Source organism: Mycobacterium rhizamassiliense (assembly GCF_900157375.1).
GTDB lineage: Bacteria > Actinomycetota > Actinomycetes > Mycobacteriales > Mycobacteriaceae > Mycobacterium > Mycobacterium rhizamassiliense.
Window position 1 is genome coordinate 1,055,825 of the sequence record NZ_LT721901.1, and the last position, 18,818, is coordinate 1,074,642.

An 18,818-nucleotide genomic window follows, 5' to 3' on the forward strand; every position below is an offset into this window, starting at 1 on the left:
GTCGTGCGGTGTCAACGCTGCCACGCTTTTTTCGTTACCAATAGGACAGGGGTTGACGTCGCAGTCGAATGCGGCGCATTGTGATAGCCATCACATGACCACTGGTCACCTGGGGAAAGGCGCAGCTCATGACCACGAGAGACAAATACACGGATGTGCCCGCGCCCTTCTCGTGGGAGGTCCCCAGCGCCGGCGACGCACGCTTCACCTGGGAGTACGACGAGGGACGCGCGCGGCTCCTCTCCCTGTACCAAAAGGGCAAGGACAAGCAGTGGGATGCCCAGCTGCGGGTCGACTGGACGCAAGACGTCGATCCGATGAATCCGATCGGGCTGCCCGACGAGTTCCATCCGCTGTTCGGCAGCCCGATGTGGGACTCCGCGGACGAGGCCCATCGCGCCCAGATGCGCCAGCACTTCCAGGGCTGGCAGTTCTCGCAGTTCCTGCACGGCGAGCAGGGGGCGATGGTGTGCGCGGCCAAGATCGTCGAAGTCGTTCCGGACCTGGACGCGAAGTTTTACGCGGCCACTCAGACCATGGACGAGGCCCGGCACGTCGAGGCCTTCTCGCGGTTCCTGCAGGAGAAGGTCGGTCTGGTCTACCCGATCAACAAGCACCTGACCTCGCTTCTGGAAGACACCCTGCACGATTCCCGTTGGGACATGCCCTATCTCGGTATGCAGGTCCTCATCGAAGGCCTGGCACTGGCGGCGTTCGGGGTGCTGCGCGACATGGCGGCACCGGGCTCGCTGGCCAAGCAGGTACTGGCCTACGTCATGCAGGACGAGGCCCGGCACGTGGCCTTCGGCCGAATCTCGTTGAAGGACTACTACTCTCAGCTGACCGAGGCCGAACGCGGCGAGCGTGAAGAGTTCGTCGTGGACGCGTGCTACCTGATGCGCGACCGGTTCCGCGGCGAGGAGGTTTTCGAAACCCTCGACATGGACGTCGAAGCCTGCTCGGAATGGGTCAACACGTCGCCGCTGATGATCCAGTTTCGCTCGCACCTCTTCAGTCGAATTGTGCCGATCGTCAAGGACATTGGATTGTGGGGCGACAAGGTGCAGACGGCCTTCCGCGACATGGGCGTTCACGACATGGGCGGCTTCGACATCGAGTCGATGATGAAGGCCGACGAAGATCAGGCCGAGGAACTGGACAAGGCACATGCCGAGATGGCCGAACGGGCCCTCGAGGTCGACCAGGTGATCGCGGCGGGCGCGAGCTAATCTGCCCGGTCGGCGGGTTGCCGGCCGAAACTTCTACGTCGCAACCGATTTCGCGGGGCGACCGTCGTTGAAGTCGGTGAATCGCGGCGCGCCCGGCTCGAGAGGTAGCCGAAGCCCGTTGACCAGATAGCTCACCATCCGGTAGTAACCGGCGAGCATGAGTAATTCGATGATCGCCTCATCCGAGTGGTACCTGGTGAGGCTTTCCCACAAGTCGTCGTCGACGGTGCAGGATTCGTGCAAGGTGTCGCAAAGCCGGATGAGCACTCGGTCCCCTTCCCTCCACCGTTCGTCATCCGAACCGCCGCGCACCAGCGCTGCGATCTCTCCGGAGTCGAGACGTCTACCGGGTGCGCCTATAGCCGCTCGACGACGAGCTGCGCGAACGCGTGGTTGGTCGAGGGTTGCCCGTCAGGCATCGTGATCTTGGGGTCGAAGAACTCAATGATGACGCCGGTGACCTTGTCGCCGTTCTGATGGCCTAGGTAGTACCGCGTCGTCTTCGCAACCTTGATCACCCCGTCAAGCACGCTCGTCAGCGAATAGAACGGATCCGAAATAGAGCCCAGAATTTCCATCTTCTTCTCGTCGGCGTTGAAGACAAACGCGTAGCCGGGGGCCGAGAACGTCGCCGCCCGTTGTTCGGGAGTCAGGTTGATGCCGAAGGACGTCAACGACCATCCGTTGAACCGATAGGTGCCCGGCTCCAGCGTGAGGTATCCAGTTGCCTTGTCGTACTTGATGTAGTCCTGCGCATCCAGGGAGACGTCGTTGAACACCCGAACATTGATGCCGGGCTTCATCGCGACGGTCTGGAAGCTACGTTCGGTGAACGCGCCCCAGATACGCTGCTGGCCAGCGGTTTTATCGTGTCCGCAGCCCGTAAGGGCCAGGCCGAGAGCGATGACGAATGTCAGCAGTCGGGTTCTCAACTTTCCTCCAACCTCGCCGTTGCCAAATCGTGACGAATCCTTGATCAATTACAAACGCGCCCTTGCACTTCCACTGGTCAGGGCACATTTACCATCATCACTATTCCAACGTTGTCAGTTAAAGGAATTGGATCATGCGGCCGGTTGTTTGGTGTGCTGTCGCGGTATTCGGGATTGCCGGCAGTGCGATTGCGGAGGCACCCGACGTTCAGCTGGCGGCGGCGGACAAGTCATATGACCTGTCGGTCGCGTCCGTCCTGCCCACGCAGGGCGAGGTCGTGGGCGTCGCGCACCCCGTCGCGGTGACCTTCAACAAGCCGGTCGCCAACCGGCACGCGGCCGAGCGTGCGATCAACGTCAAGTCGACGCCCGCGATGACCGGCAAGTTCGAATGGCTCGACAACAAGAACGTGCAGTGGGTTCCCGACCATTACTGGCCGGCGCACAGCACGGTGGCGCTGTCGGTGGACGGCCGGTCCGAGGAATTCAAGACGGGCCCCAAGGTCATCGGTGTCGCGAGCCTCTCGGAGCACACCTTCCGGGTGAGCATCGACGGAGTCGAGGCCGGCCCGCCGCCCCAGCTGCCGGTGCCGCACCACCGACCCCACTTCGGGGAACCGGGTGTGCTGCCGGCCTCCATGGGTAGGCCCGAATACGAGACCCCGGTGGGCAACTACACCGTCCTGTCCAAAGACCGCACGGTGCTTATGGATTCGAGCAGCGTCGGCATTCCCGTCGACGATCCCAACGGGTACCTGCTCTCGGTGGACTACGCCGTACGCATCACCCGCCGCGGCCTCTTCGTGCATTCGGCCCCGTGGGCCGTCAATGCGCTCGGGCTGGAGAACGTCAGCCATGGCTGCATCAGCCTAAGCCCGCAGGACGCCGAGTGGTACTACAACACGGTCAACGTCGGCGACCCGGTCATCGTCGAGGAATAACAACGGCGACAGCCGATTTCGCGGTAGCCCGCGCCTAGAGTCCCGTCTTTCTGTCGCGCAAGCGTCGTGCAAGCACGTCGTGCACACACCAAGCCCGTCGTGCACACGCCGTGCCCTCACCCGCAAAGACCCCACACGAAAACGGGCCCGCTGGCGTGAACCAGCGGGCCCGTTTCCCCGAAAGGGGGATTCGGTCTTAACTGGGCGGGCGAGCCGCGGGGCCGGGCTGAATCGGTTGTCCCGCAATCGGACCACCCGTCGGCGCCGGACCCATCGGCGCGTCCTTGACACCGGACATGTCGATCAGCGGTGCGCCTGGCGCGTCGCCGCCCATGGCCACCAGCGGCGCGCCAATCGGCAGCGGAGCGCCCACCGGCACGCCGGCAGGCACCACCGGTACCGGGGGAACCAGCGGTATCGGGGGGGCTAAGGGCACCACGGGCACCGGCCCGGGAAATGCCATCGGCACGCCCGCCATGTCCGTCATCGGGGCCGCGCCACACGCGCCCGCGGCCCCGATGACGGACATGGCGGGCGTGCCGGCCGCGCCACACGCGCCCGCGGCCGCAGGCGCCCCGGCCCCGGCCCCGGCCACCCCACCGGCGGCAGGCAACGGAGCAATGTCACCCGCCTGCCCCTGAATGCACGCGCCCCCTGTTTTCAGCGGCGTGGCCGCCGCGTCCGGGCACATCGCGATCGCGGCTCCGAACAACCCAGCGCTGGCCACCACTTTGATGTTGAACCGATCGAAGATCGCCATCAACGTCAACTCCTTTTACTCGCGCTCAGATATTTTCTTCAATCGACACCGCAGAGCCGTACCGAGGTCATGGTTAGACGACCGGCTCAATTGTGAGCAGCCGACGTGCAAGACACGCCGCGCCGCACCGCGCCGTTTGCAACCGTTTCCAAACGGTGACGTTCAACTTCGCGATACCGCGGGATGCATTGCGAGATAACGTCTCTATAACTACAGCGTTGCGATTCGGCCACCGGCGCACCCACTGTGGCCGCGTAGTTAGATCTCCCTATGGGCGAACGTGTCACGTTCCAAAGCTCGACGGGCGCGAATCTGGCCGGGGTCATCGAGATCCCGGAAACCGCAGCGCGCGGGTGGGGGGTGTTCGCGCACGGCTTCACTCTGGGCAAGGACTGTCCGGCCGCGGCCCGGATCTGCAAGCAGCTGGCGTCCGACGGTATCGGGATGCTGCGCTTCGACGCGCTGGGACTCGGCGGATCAGACGGGAACTGGGGTGACGGATCGTTCACCGTCAAGGTCGACGACATCGCCCAGGCGTGCGAGTTCATGGCCAACCGCGGTACGCCGGCCGATCTTCTGGTCGGGCACTCGTGGGGTGGTGCCGCGGTGATCGCCGCGGCGATGCGGGCGCCGGGCGTGCGCGCGGTCGTCACCGTCGCGGCACCGTTTGACCCCAGCCACGTCGAAAAGCATTACGACGCAGTGGTCGAGCGCTGCTTGGCCGAGGGCAGCGTCGAGTGGCTGGTCGGTGGGCGCAAGCTGACCCTCAAGCGCGCATTCGTCGAGGACGTCCGCGCGGCCGAGCTGCACGACAAGATCAAAGCCTTGCGGCTGCCGTTGCTGATCCTGCACTCGCCGACCGACAACACCGTCGGCATCGACAATGCGAGCGAGATCTTCCGCGAAGCCCGTCACCCGCGCAGCTTCGTCTCGCTCGAGGGCTCCGATCACCTGCTCACCGCGCGCGGCCAAGCCCACCGGGCCGGCCGGATCATCGGCGCCTGGGCCGACGCGTACCTCGGGGTGCCGAACTAAGTCGTCGGCGAAAAGACCGGCAGTACACGGTATTTCGCGACGAATTTGGCCTGCTCGCATTCCTCGTCGACCTCGCCGTCGCGGGCGACGGTCGTCGGGCCGTCCACGGCGGTGAAGCTGAACTCGGGCACCTGCAGCTCGTGGTACAGCGGGCTGCGCTGCAACCGCCCCAGCGCCAGGGCGGTGAGGATCCGGGTCCTGGCGAACCGGCGACCGGCCTCGAGGATGCGCACGTCCATCAGGCCGTCGTCCATCCGGCTGCGGCGGGACGGGGCGAATCCCGTCGGCAGGTACACCGAATTGCCCAGGAAAAACAGCGATGTCAGCAGCGTCTTGTTGTCGTAGCAGATGCGCACGGGCCGGTCGCTGCGCAATGTCCGCAGCATGGCGTAGAAGCTTGCCAGCGGCTTGCCGATGCGCTTCTCCAGCTTCTCCCGCCGCCGCACGAACGCGGGATACGCACCGATGCTGGCGGTATTGAGCAACGTCCGAGTTTCGTTGAGGCACACCACATCGACGCACACCACGCTGCCACGCCGGACCGCGTCCACGGTGTTGGCCACGGTGCCGCAGCCGATGTCCTTGGCGAAGTGGTTGAACGTCCCGGCGGGAAAGACGGCCAGCGGCAGCCCCGCGTCCACGGCGACGGCGGCGGCCGCCGACACCGTGCCGTCGCCGCCACCGACCGCGAGCACCTCGGCGCGTTCGGCGGCGTCGCGCAACACCTCCGCCGGATCGTCGTCGGGACCCAGTTCGCGAATCTCGGCCTTGGGCAACGCGGCGCGCACCTCGTCGACGACGCGGCTTCCCGTGCCGCTGCCGGATTCCGGGTTGATCACCAGCACCACACCGGAGCCGTCCGGCCGCTCGGGCATCTCGACCCGCAGCGGTTCCGTTCTGGGCAGCGCGGTTTCGGCGATCGGGGGCACCAGTCGCCCGCCCGCGACGGCGATCCCCGCGCCGATGCCCAGCCCCACGACGACATCACCGGGATAGTGCGCCCCGGTGGCGACCCGCGACAGGCCGACCAGCCCGGCCAGCAGCGCCAGCCCGAAACCCAGCGGCGGATTTTCCAATCCCACCCCGACGGCGAACGCGGCCGCGCTGGCCGAGTGCCCCGACGGCAGCGAGTTGGACGTGGGACGGCGACGGACCCGCCTGACCACCGGCACCGAATCGGACAGCGGGCGCGGGCGCTGGTGAATTCGCTTGGCCACCTGATTGGTCAGCAGGCTGGTGAACCCCAGCGTCACGACGCCCCGGGCCGCGCCGCGCTGCACGCCCGGCTTCCCCGACGCGAGCAACGCGGCCGCGATCGCCAGCCACAGCTTGGAATGGTCGGCCGCGCGGGTGAGCGGCGGCATCACAGTGTCCAGCAGCGGGGTGGGGCTCTCGGCGATCGCCGTGAACAACTCCCGGTCCAGGGTGCCAAGACCCTTGGTGATCTGCTTGATGCCGCGCGCGCGTTGCCAAGGCCGCCTGCTCATTCGCTACACCCTAACCGTCGCCCGCTGATAAGAATTGACGAACTATGACCAGGCCGCCGGTTACCGATTACCACGCGAGGTGGCGGGAAAACACCGAACGCCGGGGCGTGCCGTCGGCGGTGGTCGACGAGATCGCGCGGCGGCACGGCATCACCGAGCGCAGCTTCGCCGTCCTCGCGGCGCTGACCGAGATCAACGACCCGGACGGCAAGTCTTTCTTCTTGCTGCCCCGGGGCAGCACCGGCCAAGACGCCCGCGACGCCGTGCTGCTGACCTACGTCGTCAACGCGGGCACCGGCTACAGCGACGCCGGCGAGCGGCCCGCGGACTTCGCCGAGACACCGTACGGCGCCGACGAGATGCAGCGCATCAGCGACCGGCAGCGCGCCAACGCCTGGAGCTACGACCAGGACGTCGCGTTCGTCCACCGCAACGACGGGCGCTTGGTCACCACCCCGAACGGCATGCTGATGGGCTTGGGCGGCAACCGGATCCAGCGCCTGTTCAGCAGGCAGGGCGGCACCGCCTGGGGCGACATCTTCATGGTCAACGTCGACGACGCCGGCGCCCCCGCCAATAGGCTGCGCCAGATCGTGCAGTCGGGGCACTCCTGGTACACCGACCGCAAGGGCAGGCCCTTCGAGAGCGGCCTTGCGCTGGACCGGGTGCTGCATCACGAAGAGCTGCACTCCCAGCAGTGGGCCGCGAAGAGCCACGGCCGCATGATCGCGGCCTACCTCTGGGAAGTGTTCCGCGACAAGGGCCTTCGCCAGACCAACCGGCTAGAGGAGGAGGCCGGCCTGGCCGACGGCGGCTACCGGTAACTCTAGGACGCGCGCTACAGGGCGCGAATCCCGTTGTGCAGCACCATCAAACCGATCAGGAGCAGGATGGCGGCCATCAGCGCGGCGTTGTTCTTCTCCATCCAGTCCTTGAGCTTTTCCAGGAAGTCGTCGAGGCGATGACCCGCGGCCACGTAGGCCAGGATGGGGACAGCGACCGTCGACGCGGCGAGGGCGACGAAGAACACCCCGGCCACCAGCTTGTCGGGACGGTCGAGGTGGTTGGTCCCAATCGCCAGGCCCGCCGCGAGGCACATCAGCAGCACCTCGACCCGGATCACCGTGAGCACCAGTCCGGTGATGGCCGCGCGCCTGGGATTCATGGTGGAAAAGGACCGCATCCAGGCCGGCGACTCGGTGTGGCTGCGCCGGGTGAACCACCGGTAGACGCCGAACAGGATCAGCGCGGACCCCAGCACCACGCGCAGCCAGGACGCCCAAGTGGGCGGCGACGACTTGTGCATGTCGCCGAGCGCGCCGGACCCCGCCACAAAGAGCACCGTCTGTGCCACCAGCCCGAACACCCAGCCGCCCAGGAACGCCAGCCCGGCGGGCCGTGGCCGCGGCGCGTGCAGGACGAGGACGGCCGGGATGAGCGACAGCGGCGAGACGGCGATCACGAGCGCGAGCGGAATCAGCGTGTCCAACACCGAGGTCCAGCTTCCTGCCACGGGCAGCAATCCTTTCATTGTCGGCGCCGCCGTGCCACCGGAGGTGGCCGCAGCCGGAACGGGTTTGGAGGAAATCGTCTAGTACTTTCGGCGCAACGTCCAGGCCGGCACCCAATGCGTGACGGTTCGCCGCCGCGACCCGTAGGCGACCGGGTAGGTCACCAGCCCCCACCAGTCGCCCTGCTCGCAGATGCCCCAACAGCTCAGCCGCCCCTCCACCACCTTGTGCAGCTGCAGGCCGTTGGGCTGATAGCGACCCGAGCGGTGCGGCTCGCGTGGGAACAGCATCGTGAGATCGACCAGCACCGCGACCGGCGGGCGGACGACCCGAAACGGGTCCCGGGCCGGCTGGCCGTTGTACCCGATCGAGGCGAGCGAACCCATTGATCGATCATACGTTCGAATGCCCGGAGCGAAACCTCCATCGGGCATCCCGGCCGGCAAACGAATCCGAGATTCGCGAAGTCCGTTGATTCAGCGCGCGGACGCCCTGCGTGCTCGTTATAGTTGGGCCGCGCATCCGGGCCGCGCAATGGACGTCTACGAGGGGAAATTCGCATGATGAGGTTGATGGCTGCCGGTCTGGTGGCGTTGGGCGGCCTGATGACCGCTGGGATGGGCGTGGCAAACGCCGATGTCGAGGTCGACGGCAACTACTCGAGCGAGGCCGGTTGCCTGGCAGACGGTCCGCACGTCGAGCTGACTTACAACGATCACCTGTACCACCACTTCGACTGCCGGTTCGGCAACGACGGCTTCTGGCACGTCTGGCTGAGCCCCTAAGCGACACAACGAAAGGCGTCCGGCCGCCTCTGGCAACATAGCGGCGTGTTCAGCGAGACCAGGCGGACAGCCGTAGGCGACCCGCTGATCGTCGGAGTGCTCGCCGCCGCAATAAGTTTGGCCGGCGCCGCCCGTCCTTCGTTCTGGTACGACGAGGCCGCGACCATCTCGGCGTCCTACAGCCGTTCGCTGGCTCAGTTGTGGCACATGCTGAGCACCGTCGACGCCGTGCACGGCCTGTACTACCTGCTGATGCACGGCTGGTTCCAGCTCTTCGAACCCACCGAGTTCTGGTCTCGCGCGCCCAGCGGGCTGGCGGTGGGCGCCGCCGCGGCCGGCGTCGTCGTGCTGGGCCGGCAGTTGTCCTCCCGCACGGTCGCGGTGGCCGCCGGAGCCATGTGCGCGATATTGCCGCGGTCGACGTGGGCGGGCATCGAAGCGCGCCCGTACGCCCTGTCGATGGCGGCAGCGGTGTGGCTGACGGTGCTGCTGGTTGTCGCCGCGCGCCGCGAAAGCCGTTGGCTCTGGGGGTGTTACGCGCTGGCCCTGGCGATGTCGATGCTGCTGGACATCTATCTCTCGCTGGTGTTGCTGGCGCACGTCGTCTTCATCTTCGCGTTCCGCCGCAGCCGGACGGTCGTGGTCCCGTTCGCCGTCGCTTCGGTCCTGACGGTCGGCGTGCTGGCGCCGTTCGCGATCCAGGTGGTCGGGCAGGCCCCGCAGATCAAATGGATCGCGCCGATCGGGTACCGAACGTTCGAAGACGTGGTGGTGCAGCAATACTTCGAACGAAGCCCGCCGTTCGCGATTGCCTCGCTGATCCTGATCCTCACCGCAATTGCCTTGTGGCTGCGCGCATCCGGTAAGCCCGACGCGGGAGATCGACAGCTTCTGACGCTGGCGGTCGCCTGGCTAGTGATACCCACCGCGCTGATCGTGGCCTGGTCGGCCGGCGCCGCCCACCCGATTTACACGCCGCGGTACTTGTCCTTCACCGCGCCGGCGATGGCCCTGATCCTGGGCGTCTGCGTCGGCGCGGTGGCCGCCAGGCCCTGGGTGGCCGCCGCGGTCGTGGGGCTGTTCACCGTGGCCGCCGCGCCGAATTATCTTCACGCCCAACGTAATCCGTATGCCAAATACGGGATGGACTACAGTCAGGTGGCTGACCTGATCACCGCGCAGGCAGCGCCCGGCGACTGCCTACTGGTCAACGACACGGTGACGTTCATGCCGGCCCCGATGCGCCCGCTGCTGGCGGCACGCCCGGACGCCTATCGCAAGCTGAACGATCTCACGCTGTGGCAGCGGGCGACCGATCGCAACGAGGTCTTCGACACCAACCTCATCCCAGAGGTGATCGCCGCTCCGCTGAGCCACTGCGGCGTCGTGTGGATCATCACCCAGGCCGACGAGTCGATGCCCGCCCACGAGCGGGGTGTGGCGCTGCCGCCCGGCCCGGTCTACGGGGTGACCCCGTCGTTCGCGGTCCCGCACGACCTGGGCTTCCGCCTGGTCGAGCGCTGGCAGTTCAACCTGGTTCAGGTGCTCAAAGCGCAGCGCTAGTCACCAGATGCGGATGTAGTCGACCAGCATGGACGACGGGAAGACGCCGCCCGCGGCCGGATCGCCGGCGCCCACCCCGCCGACGGCGAGGGTGAACATCGGGGTCATCCAGTAGCCGGGAAGGTTGAACGGCCACCGGAAATCATCTGGGGCGCCACCGGCGACGTGAATGGGCTTGTTGGGCACCTTGAAGTACTCGGCGCCGTCCCGCGAGAACTCGAATCCCTCTTCGCCCCAATGCATTCGCCAGGTGTGCCAGCCCCCGTCGACCAACCCGGGGATCGACTTGCCCTCCCAGGTCTTGCCATTGGACGCGGCGTGGACCGTGGTGCCCGGGGCCCATTGGCCGTTGCCGTACCACTCGAAGATGTCGACCTCACCGTCGGGCAGCGGGTCCTCGTTGACGCCCCAGAACGACGGCCACAGGCCCGGGAACAGGCAGTCGAGCTTGATCCGGGCTTCCCAGGTCTGGTTGATCATGCTGCGGAAATTGCCGCGCAGCTTCCCGGTGTAATAGGTGTTGCTCAGGAAATCGTGGGTGGCACACAGGACGAGGTTGGAGTGGCCGTCCTGGAACACGTTCTGGCGGTCGTCGCGGTAGATCCCCGCCACCGGCGGATAGACGTCGTCCTGCCAGGTCTGGATCGTCCACTTGCCCGGGTCGGGCGGCGAGCCCGCGGGCCCGTCGAACTCGTCGGAGAAGATGTACGGCCCGCCGCCACCGGCCGACGGCGGCGCTTGCGGTGCGGACGGGGACGCCAGGGCCTCCGGAAGGGGCATCGATGCGGCGGCCGCCAGCATGCCGAGCCCGGTCGTCAACAACATGCTCCGACGGTCCATCTGCAAATACCCACCAATCAATCGGTCGGGGATGTCAACCGGTTGCGATCCCCCTTTATAACGTTTCGCAAACGGTGTTATGAAATCATGCCTGCCGGGGGCGCGCATCCCCCGCCGAGGTCGGCCTTAGAACACGCGCACCCAGTCGATCAGCATTTCCGCCGGGTAGGCGCCCGGGGCGGGGTCGCCGCCGCCCGAACCGCCCACCGCGAGGTTCAACATCGGGAACACCGTGTAGCCGACGTCGTTGAAGGGCCACATGCTGACCGGGTCGTGCAGGTCCTCGATGCCGGTTGCCGGAACGCTGAAGTACGGCTGCGCGCCGTCGACATAGTCTTCCCAGAAGTACATCCCGCTGGGGTTCCAGGTGACGCGCCAGGTGTGCCAGCCGCCGTCCACCGCGATCGGCTGCGTCTTGAACGCCGTGCCGTCCGGGTTGGCGTGGACGGTGGTACCCGACGGCCACTGCCCGTTGCCGTACCACTCCATCAGGTCGATCTCGCCGCTGCGGCCGGGGTCGTCGTTCGACAGCCACCAGGCCGGCCAGCACCCGCCGGTCAGGCAGTTGAGTTTGATGCGGGCTTCCCACGTCGTCCCGATGGCGCCGCGCCAGGTGCCGCTGACCAAGCCGCCGAAATAGCCGTTGGCCTCGTGGGTGGCGCGCAGCACGAGATTGGATTTGCCGTCCAGGAAGACGTTTTGGCGGCTGTCGCGGTATTGCCCGAAGAACTCGGGCCGGTCGAAGCCCGTCGGGTTTTTGATCGGTGTGCGGTTGTTGGACACCACCCACTTCGACGGATCGGGGGCCGCGCCAGCCGGGCCGTCGAACTCGTCGTGAAACAGGTAGGAACCGGTTGCCGTCGCCGGCGCCGCGGCCACCTGCGGGGCCGCGATCGCGGCGGCCAGCGCGCCGAACCCCGCCAGCATCATTGCCCTGCGACGATCCATCTCTGGCATGGGCGCGCTGCCTTCCGACTATGGGGTTCCCGCAGCATAAAGCAGTTCCTTGAGCCGGCTTTGCTGCTCGTCGGAGAGCCGCGTCAGAATTCGCTGCTCGGCTCGCTTTGCGGCCGCATCCGCACGCTTCAGCAGACCTTTGCCGCGTCGCGTCAACTGGGCCGGCATCGCCCGGCCGCTCGGGGTCGAGACCGGCCGGCTCAGCGCGCCACGGTCCTCGAGCCCGAGCAGCACTTGGTTCATCGCCTGCGCCGAGACGTTCGTGCCACGCGCCAGCTCGGCGCTGGTGAGCCCGGGGTTCTCGGCCAGCACCCGCATGCACACGAATTCCGGCAGGCCGAGCTCGAGCGGCTTCAACTCCGCCAAAATCTGAGGCCGCAGCAACCTCATCACGCGGTACAAGAGGAACCCCAATGGCTCGTCGCACAGTTGGCTCATAGACACATGTTGGCATGCGCCAAGGGGTTTCTCGCGCGCAACCATCAATTTCATTGACATTGTCGCCGTCGGTGGTATCAAGGAACTTGATAACGCAATGAAAGGAATGACAGGATGTCTGGTGGATTTTTCGGCGGCTTCGGCGGCCCGGGATTCGGTGGTTTCGGAGGGCCCGGCGGTTTCGGCGGTGGCCCAGGCGGCTTCGGCGGTGGCCCAGGCGGTTTCGGCGGTGGCCCAGGCGGTTTCGGCGGTGGCTGGGGCAACCACGGCGGCCCCGGCTTCGGTGGCGGCCCAGGCGGTTTCGGCCCCGGTGGTCGTCCGCCCCTCAAGCGCGCGGCATTCGTCAGCGCGGCGCTGTTGCTCGACGGGCCGGCTGACGCCGCGCAGCTCGTGCAACGGGTTTCGGACGCGACCGAGGGCGCGTTCAGCCCTCGGCAGGAGAAGGTGGAGCTCGCCCTTGGGCTGCTCGCGGGCCGCGGCGTGGTCACCATCGACAACGGTGTGGCGACGCTGACCGAGCTCGGCGAGAACCTGCTCAAGTGGCGGGGCGTCAGCAGCGAGACGGCGCACGCATTCCTGAAGCATCGGGCCAAGTTCGCCGATGTCTTCAAGATCCGTCGCACGTTTTTCGAAGTCGCCCAACTGTCCCGCACCATCGCCTGGCAGGGCACCGACGAGCAGAAGCAACAGCTCGCCGAGACCCGGACCAAGGTGCTGGAGGCGCTGACCGACGCCAAGAAGACGCTGCACCGCGTCCTCGGCGAGGACTAGGGAGCTAGAAGAGGTCAAGCGGGCGTCGAGATTGCCGTGGTGGTCGTACTTTCCTCAGATCACAGCCATGACGGCAATCTCGGCGCGAATTAGTTGGCCGAGGGCTCGCTCAGCTTGACCAACGTCTTGCCGATGTTGGCTCCGGTGAACAACCCGTTGAGGGCGTCCACGCAGGAGCCGATGCCGTCGAAGACGGTCTCGCGATGGCTGAGTAGGCCGTCGTCCCCCCACTTGCGCAGCGCGGCGTAGGCCTCGTCGAAGCGGCCCCATTGGTCGAGGGCGTTGAACCCTTGCATCCGTGCGGTCTTCGCCAGCAGGTTCACGTAGTTGGTCGGCCCGGGGTGCTCGCCGGTCAGGTAGCTGGAGATGACGCCGCACAGCACCACGCGCGCGTTCTGGGCCAGCCGGCCGAGCACCGCGTCGAGGATCGGGCCCCCGACGTTGTCGAAGTAGACGTCGACCCGCTTCGGGCAATGCTGCTTGAGCGCCGCCGCGACGTCCTCGTTCTTGTAGTCGATGCAGGCGTCAAACCCGAAGTCCTCGACCACCGCCCGGCATTTCTCGGGCCCGCCCGCGATGCCCACCACCCGCGCGCCGGCGATCTTGGCGATCTGCCCGGCGATCGATCCGGTGGCGCCCGCCGCCGCCGAGACGACGGCCGTCTCACCGGGCTGGGGCACGCCGACGTCGACCATTCCGATGTAGGCGGTGGCCCCGGTCGGGCCGAAGACCGACATCACCGCCAACTGATCCGTCGCGTCCGACGGCGGGACGGGCGTGCTGAACACGTCGTCGCGGATAATCACGTACTCCTGGAAGCCGGACAGCGTGGTGACCACATCCCCGATCGCGAAGGCGTCGCAACGCGTCTGCACCACCTCACCGATGCCCGCAGCGCGGATGACCTCCCCCAGCTGCACCGGCGGCAGGTAGCCGGGCTGGTCGTTGAGCCAGGTCCGGACGGCGGCGTCGAGCCCCACATAGGTGGTCCGCAGCAAAGCCTCGCCCTCGGCGAGCTGGGGCGCCGGCGTGGTCACCAGCTCGGTGTCGTCGGGCGCAACCAGCCCGGTCGGACGGCGGCGCAACAGGATCTGGCGGTTCGGCAGTTCGGGCACGTGCTGAAACTACCCATTAGAGGCCGTCCGGTGGGAGCATCTGTCCATGGAATCGCAGGACGACCCGGAAAAACGGATCCGGGATCTCGAGCGGCCGCTGGCCGACACCGCACGCGCGTCCGAACTGGGCGCCGATTTCAGCAGGATCCCGCCGGGCGCCCACGCCTACCCGCCCTCTCCTCCCGGGCCGGTTCCGCCGGCGCCGCCTCCTCAGTACGGTGGGCCTCCCCAGTACGGTGCGCCACCCCCGTACAGCTACGGCGGCAGCCCGTACTCGACGTCGTCGCCGAATCCCGGCGGCGGCAACCGCATGTGGTGGATCGTCGGGACGATCATCGTCGTGGGCGTGCTGGCCCTCGCGGGCGGCATCGCCGCGTATGCCTCGCACCAGCTTTCCGGTGTCCGATCGATCATCAACTCGTCGACGCCGACCAGCACCGCGCCGGTGACCACCACACCCCGGACGACGTCGCGCAGCCCGAGACCGTCGACCAGTGGGCCGTCGACCCGCAGCGCGAGCCCCTCGACGTCACCGGCGCCGGCGGCCGGTGCGCCGCTCGACATCTCCGGCATCGAGGAGAACAAGACTGTCGCGTGCAACGACAACGTCGTCACGGTCAGCGGGATCTCCAACACGATCGTGATCACCGGCCACTGCACGAGCCTGACGGTGTCGGGCATGAAGAACTCGGTGACCGTCGACGCGTCCGACTCCATCGACGCGTCCGGCATGAACAACCGGGTGACATTTCACTCGGGCGCGCCAAAGGTCTCCAACTCCGGTGTCGACAACGTGGTGGCGCAGGGCTGACGCGCGTCAGCCCTGGGCCATCGCGTCGGCCTGCGCGAGATAGCCCTCGAAGTCGGCCTCCCGCGCGCGGGCCCGAAAGCGTTGCAGGAACTGCCGATAGCCGTCCTCGTCGCCGTGGGCTCGGGCCAACAGCGCGCGCAGCCGCAGCACCGGTATCTCGTGCAGCACGAACCCCGGCTCGGTCTCGACCTCGGCCAGCCGGTTGACCGCGCGTTCGGCGTTCTCGACGTCGCCGGCCCGCCCGCGCGCCAACAGCGCCTCGACCAACGCCGTGGTAGCGGGTGCGCGGAAGATCATGGTTCCCGCCGCGAACTGCGCCGCGAGGATGTTTGACGCCAAGTCGATCGCGCCGTCCAGATCGCCGGATCGGGCACGCTCACGGGCGAATTCGATGTCCGACATCCTGCGCAGCGCCACGATCAGCTTTTCGTCGACCAGCATTTCGCGCGCCTTGGCCAGGGCTGCCAGCCCCGCGGCCGTATCGCCGGAGTCGCAGTGGATCAGCACGGTGGCCTGATTCACCAGCGAGTAGGCCAGGGCGGTGTTGTCGCCGGAGCGCTGCGCGATTTCCAGCGACTCCGCCGCCTGGGTCAGGTCGTCGGCGTCGGGTAGCACGGCGCAGTTTGCGATCGCGGCCGCGTACTTGTAGAGCTGGGCCATCGGCCGCGTCGTCGAGTCGAAGGAGTGGGCCAGCGCGATGCCTTCGTCGAGGTCGTCCCGCCAGCCCGGCCGCCCCAAGAACATCTTGGCCGCGCCCTTCAGCGTGATCGCCCACGCCAGCGGGGAGCCGATCACGAAGTCACCCATCGTCGGATCACCGTGTGCGACTTCGATAATCCGCTCGGCCAGCTGAAGGCACTCGGTCGCCTCGCCGACTTCCCACTTCGCCTGGGCGCCGGCATAGAACAGCCCCACCGTCATCTCCGGATCACCGATCGACTCGACGAGGTTGGCGAACTCCATTGCCATGGCCGCCGCCTCCCGGTGCTTGGAGTTGAACGTCAGGGTGGTGATGTGCCCGGCCATTCCGACGGCCAACGACTTCTTGTCACCAGCGGCCGTTGTGAGCGAACGCAATTCGTCGAACCCGGTCTCGTCGGGTGTACCGCCGACCTGAAAGACGCTGCCACACAGCAGTGCTCGCGGCGCGATCCGCATCGCCAGCCGGTCCGGGTGGTCGTCGGGCAGCCGATCGGCGAATCGCAGGGCCTGCTGCCAGCTGCCGCGGGCCGCCCGGATGTCGCGGCTGCCGTACCACGTCGCCGCCTGCATGTACCACTCGTACGCGTCGCGCAGGTCGCCGGCCGCCGCGTACTGGGTGGCCACGATCGAGGCCTCCTGCCCGGTGAACCCGCCCTGGGTGCGCTGCAGCACGGCGGCCACCCGGCGATGCAACTCCGCCCGATCGGCCTTCAGCTGGGATTCGTAGGCCACGGCCTGAATCAGCGGATGGCAGAACGCATATGTCGCGTGCGGCGTGAATCCGATCTGCTCCACCAGCGCGGCCTCGATGAGCGGCGCCACGTCGACGGCGCCGAGCAAGCAACTCAACAGCTCGGTGTCGAACTGCGCGCCGACCACCGCCGCGGCGTGCAACGTGCGCTTCGCGGTGGCACTGAGCCGATCGATGCGGGACCCGATGATGCCCTGCAGGCTGGCCGGCACCCGGATGTCGCTCACCTCCCGGACGCAGACGTAGGCGCCGGGGGCACCCTCGAGCTCGCCGCGCTCGACCAGGTCGCGCACGATCTCCTCGGCCGCGAACGGCAGACCCGCAGCCCGGTCGGCGATCACCGAGGCCAGGCTGAGCACCGAGGGATCCTGGCCAAGCAGTTCCTTGATCATCTCGACGATGTGCGAATCACTCAGCGGCGCAAGGGCGAATGGGTGTGCCCTGGGGATGCGCGCCAACGCGCCGGCATACTGCGGGCGGTAGACCACCAGCAGCGTCGCCCGCATCTCGGGCATCGCCTCCGCGAACTCGGCGAGCAGCGACTCGCTGACGCTGTCGATCCACTGGGCATCCTCGATGACGTAGATCGCGGGGGCGGGACGGGCCAGCGACAGCGTGGTGATGAGGTCGATGAGGCGACGGCGCCGGGCGTCCGGGGTGATGTCGGGGCACGGCACATCGGGGTTGCGGATGCCGAGCAGATCGTCGAGCAGCACCAGATCCTCGGCGCCGGCCTCGGGTATCTGGCTGCGCACCCGCGCCCGGGCCACCTCCAGGGTGAGGCCGCCGATACCGAAAATCGCACGCAGCAAACGGGATACGACATGAAAGGCGATTTCGCGGGTGTGCGATTCGCAGTAGGTGATGAAGACCTCGAAGCCACCTCGGCGCGCGGTCGCCAGCGACTCGCGGACCAGCCTGGTCTTGCCCACGCCGGGTCGGCCGGTCACCGTGACGACGGTCCCCTCGCCGTGAAAGGCCCGGGCCAGCAGCTCGGCGACGGCGTCCTTTTCCGCTTGGCGTCCGACCAACGGGGATTCGCGGCGGGCCTTGGCGTGGTGTTCGCCGTCGGCGGCCAGCAGTCGCCGGGCCGGCACCGCGGTGGCAAAACCCTTGATATGCACGGTTTCACGCTCGCCCAGGACGACGCGGTCCTCGACCAGCCGGGCGGTCGACTCGCTGAGCATGATGCCGCCGGGGGGCGCGACCGATTCCATCCGCTGCGCCATGCCGACCTGTTCACCGACCGCGGTGTAGCCGAGGTGGCTGGCCCCGACCTCGCCGGTGATCACCCGGCCGGAGTTCAGCCCCACCCGCAACCGCAGGTCGATCCCGTCGCGGCGCCCCACGTCGACCGCCAGTTCCCGCACCACCTCCTGGATGTCCAGCGCGGCCAGGCAGGCCCGAAAGGCGTGATGCTCGAACGTGATTGGCGCCCCGAACAACGCCATGATGCCGTCGCCGGTGAACTTGTCCACGGTGCCGCCGTAGCGCTGCACGACGGCCGCCGACCGATCGACGAGTTCGGTCATCACCTCGCGCAGCCGCTCGGGGCCCAATGCCGCGGCGATATCCATCGACCGCACCACGTCGGCGAACAGCACCGTCACCTGTTTGTATTCGGCCGGTTCGGAATTCGGCGCCAGCGGGGACCCGCAGGCGTCGCAGAATCGGGCACCCGGGCGCGGCTGCGAACCGCACACGTGGCACACCGACGATGCTGCGGTCACGTGAGTGTTACGCGGGCTCTTCCGAGTCATCGTCGAGGACGCTGACCGCGATGCCGTACGGCAGGAAGCGAACCTTGCGCTTCGGATCGGTGTTGTCCTTGTTGGCGCGCAGCGCGTCGAGTTCGCTCGCGTAGACCTGCTCGACCCGGGCATTGCCGGTGTCGTCCACCGTGTAGATGGCCCACACCCCGTCACCGGCCTCGCCGGCGGTCTCCGGTGTGGGGCGCGGCCGCCGCGACAGGTCCTCGAAGACCGCCGACCAACCACTCCGGGCACCCGGAGTGCCGACGAACCTGCTGACCCGCTCGAACACGTCGCGCAGGCCCTCGCTGCCCTCCCTGATCACCCGATCGAAATCGTCGGGATCAAATCCGAACGCACCGTGCTCGGCCACGCGGCCTCCTTGCAGCTCGTAGGTGTCCCTGCCAGTGTGCGCCGGGTCGCCACGATCCGCCATGGG

20 protein-coding genes are annotated in these 18,818 nt (G+C 67.4%); 8 read left to right on the forward strand and 12 right to left on the reverse strand.

All coding sequences use genetic code 11. The annotated features are described in order from the left end of the window. The first annotated feature begins 128 nt into the window (after positions 1 to 128). Positions 129 to 1,229, forward strand: a complete 1,101-nt coding sequence (locus tag MRAB57_RS05280) for a ferritin-like domain-containing protein (RefSeq protein WP_077086623.1) — start codon at positions 129 to 131, stop codon at positions 1,227 to 1,229. Positions 1,230 to 1,262: 33 nt separating this feature from the next. Here MRAB57_RS05280 and MRAB57_RS05285 read toward each other — a convergent pair whose 3' ends face one another. Beyond that, on the reverse strand, positions 1,263 to 1,496 hold the full coding sequence (locus tag MRAB57_RS05285; protein WP_216823729.1) for a carboxymuconolactone decarboxylase family protein: 234 nt from the start codon (positions 1,494 to 1,496) through the stop codon (positions 1,263 to 1,265). Between the two features lie 89 nt (positions 1,497 to 1,585). Beyond that, a complete protein-coding gene (locus MRAB57_RS05290; RefSeq protein ID WP_245835840.1) occupies positions 1,586 to 2,209 on the reverse strand; it encodes a hypothetical protein in 624 nt (207 codons plus the stop codon). A gap of 86 nt (positions 2,210 to 2,295) precedes the next feature. On the opposite strand from MRAB57_RS05290, the gene MRAB57_RS05295 reads away from it, so the two are divergent. Further along, on the forward strand, positions 2,296 to 3,102 hold the full coding sequence (locus tag MRAB57_RS05295) for a L,D-transpeptidase (protein ID WP_077086624.1): 807 nt from the start codon (positions 2,296 to 2,298) through the stop codon (positions 3,100 to 3,102). A 196-nt stretch (positions 3,103 to 3,298) separates the two neighbouring features. Here MRAB57_RS05295 and MRAB57_RS05300 read toward each other — a convergent pair whose 3' ends face one another. Next, positions 3,299 to 3,871 carry a hypothetical protein gene (locus tag MRAB57_RS05300; RefSeq protein ID WP_077086625.1) on the reverse strand — a complete coding sequence of 191 codons (573 nt, stop codon included), beginning with the start codon at positions 3,869 to 3,871 and terminating at the stop codon, positions 3,299 to 3,301. 261 nt (positions 3,872 to 4,132) lie between these two features. Here MRAB57_RS05300 and MRAB57_RS05305 point away from each other — a divergent pair, with 261 nt between their 5' ends. Beyond that, a complete protein-coding gene (locus tag MRAB57_RS05305; protein ID WP_077086626.1) occupies positions 4,133 to 4,897 on the forward strand; it encodes an alpha/beta hydrolase family protein in 765 nt (254 codons plus the stop codon). On the opposite strand, the gene MRAB57_RS05310 is transcribed toward MRAB57_RS05305, so the two are convergent. Continuing rightward, the gene (locus tag MRAB57_RS05310; RefSeq protein WP_077086627.1) at positions 4,894 to 6,384 is read right to left on the reverse strand and encodes a bifunctional phosphatase PAP2/diacylglycerol kinase family protein; all 1,491 of its coding nucleotides are present in this window, start codon (positions 6,382 to 6,384) and stop codon (positions 4,894 to 4,896) included. The two genes, MRAB57_RS05305 and MRAB57_RS05310, sit on opposite strands and share 4 nt — an antisense overlap. A gap of 44 nt (positions 6,385 to 6,428) precedes the next feature. On the opposite strand from MRAB57_RS05310, the gene MRAB57_RS05315 reads away from it, so the two are divergent. Next, the gene (locus MRAB57_RS05315; protein ID WP_077086629.1) at positions 6,429 to 7,208 is read left to right on the forward strand and encodes a hypothetical protein; all 780 of its coding nucleotides are present in this window, start codon (positions 6,429 to 6,431) and stop codon (positions 7,206 to 7,208) included. Positions 7,209 to 7,222: 14 nt separating this feature from the next. Here MRAB57_RS05315 and MRAB57_RS05320 read toward each other — a convergent pair whose 3' ends face one another. Beyond that, on the reverse strand, positions 7,223 to 7,915 hold the full coding sequence (locus MRAB57_RS05320) for a GAP family protein (RefSeq protein WP_077086631.1): 693 nt from the start codon (positions 7,913 to 7,915) through the stop codon (positions 7,223 to 7,225). A 60-nt stretch (positions 7,916 to 7,975) separates the two neighbouring features. Then, positions 7,976 to 8,281, reverse strand: a complete 306-nt coding sequence (locus tag MRAB57_RS05325; RefSeq protein WP_077086632.1) for a hypothetical protein — start codon at positions 8,279 to 8,281, stop codon at positions 7,976 to 7,978. 186 nt (positions 8,282 to 8,467) lie between these two features. Between MRAB57_RS05325 and MRAB57_RS05330 the strand changes: the two genes are divergently transcribed. Beyond that, positions 8,468 to 8,680 (forward strand): hypothetical protein, encoded by a 213-nt coding sequence (locus MRAB57_RS05330; protein ID WP_245835841.1) that lies wholly within the window; start codon positions 8,468 to 8,470, stop codon positions 8,678 to 8,680. 45 nt (positions 8,681 to 8,725) lie between these two features. Beyond that, positions 8,726 to 10,243, forward strand: a complete 1,518-nt coding sequence (locus tag MRAB57_RS05335) for a glycosyltransferase family 39 protein (RefSeq protein WP_077086634.1) — start codon at positions 8,726 to 8,728, stop codon at positions 10,241 to 10,243. Here MRAB57_RS05335 and MRAB57_RS05340 read toward each other — a convergent pair whose 3' ends face one another. From MRAB57_RS05340 to MRAB57_RS05350, 3 genes are all read right to left on the reverse strand, one after another. Next, the gene (locus MRAB57_RS05340; RefSeq protein ID WP_077086636.1) at positions 10,244 to 11,083 is read right to left on the reverse strand and encodes a glycoside hydrolase family 16 protein; all 840 of its coding nucleotides are present in this window, start codon (positions 11,081 to 11,083) and stop codon (positions 10,244 to 10,246) included. A gap of 126 nt (positions 11,084 to 11,209) precedes the next feature. Further along, positions 11,210 to 12,040, reverse strand: a complete 831-nt coding sequence (locus tag MRAB57_RS05345) for a glycoside hydrolase family 16 protein (RefSeq protein WP_077086637.1) — start codon at positions 12,038 to 12,040, stop codon at positions 11,210 to 11,212. Between the two features lie 18 nt (positions 12,041 to 12,058). Further along, complete coding sequence (locus MRAB57_RS05350) at positions 12,059 to 12,478, reverse strand: MarR family winged helix-turn-helix transcriptional regulator (protein WP_077090404.1); 420 nt, start codon at positions 12,476 to 12,478, stop codon at positions 12,059 to 12,061. A gap of 114 nt (positions 12,479 to 12,592) precedes the next feature. On the opposite strand from MRAB57_RS05350, the gene MRAB57_RS28905 reads away from it, so the two are divergent. Then, entirely contained in the window at positions 12,593 to 13,249 is a 657-nt protein-coding gene (locus tag MRAB57_RS28905; RefSeq protein WP_077086638.1) for a hypothetical protein, read from the forward strand. Positions 13,250 to 13,338: 89 nt separating this feature from the next. On the opposite strand, the gene MRAB57_RS05360 is transcribed toward MRAB57_RS28905, so the two are convergent. After that, positions 13,339 to 14,364 (reverse strand): NADP-dependent oxidoreductase, encoded by a 1,026-nt coding sequence (locus MRAB57_RS05360; protein WP_077086639.1) that lies wholly within the window; start codon positions 14,362 to 14,364, stop codon positions 13,339 to 13,341. 46 nt (positions 14,365 to 14,410) lie between these two features. On the opposite strand from MRAB57_RS05360, the gene MRAB57_RS05365 reads away from it, so the two are divergent. Next, the gene (locus MRAB57_RS05365) at positions 14,411 to 15,175 is read left to right on the forward strand and encodes a DUF3060 domain-containing protein (RefSeq protein ID WP_077086640.1); all 765 of its coding nucleotides are present in this window, start codon (positions 14,411 to 14,413) and stop codon (positions 15,173 to 15,175) included. A 6-nt stretch (positions 15,176 to 15,181) separates the two neighbouring features. Here the strand turns inward: MRAB57_RS05365 and MRAB57_RS05370 are convergent, their stop codons facing one another. Both MRAB57_RS05370 and MRAB57_RS05375 read right to left on the reverse strand, forming a co-directional pair. After that, entirely contained in the window at positions 15,182 to 18,358 is a 3,177-nt protein-coding gene (locus MRAB57_RS05370; RefSeq protein ID WP_281254359.1) for an adenylate/guanylate cyclase domain-containing protein, read from the reverse strand. 7 nt (positions 18,359 to 18,365) lie between these two features. After that, entirely contained in the window at positions 18,366 to 18,752 is a 387-nt protein-coding gene (locus tag MRAB57_RS05375) for a hypothetical protein (RefSeq protein ID WP_077090406.1), read from the reverse strand. Positions 18,753 to 18,818: the final 66 nt, after the last annotated feature.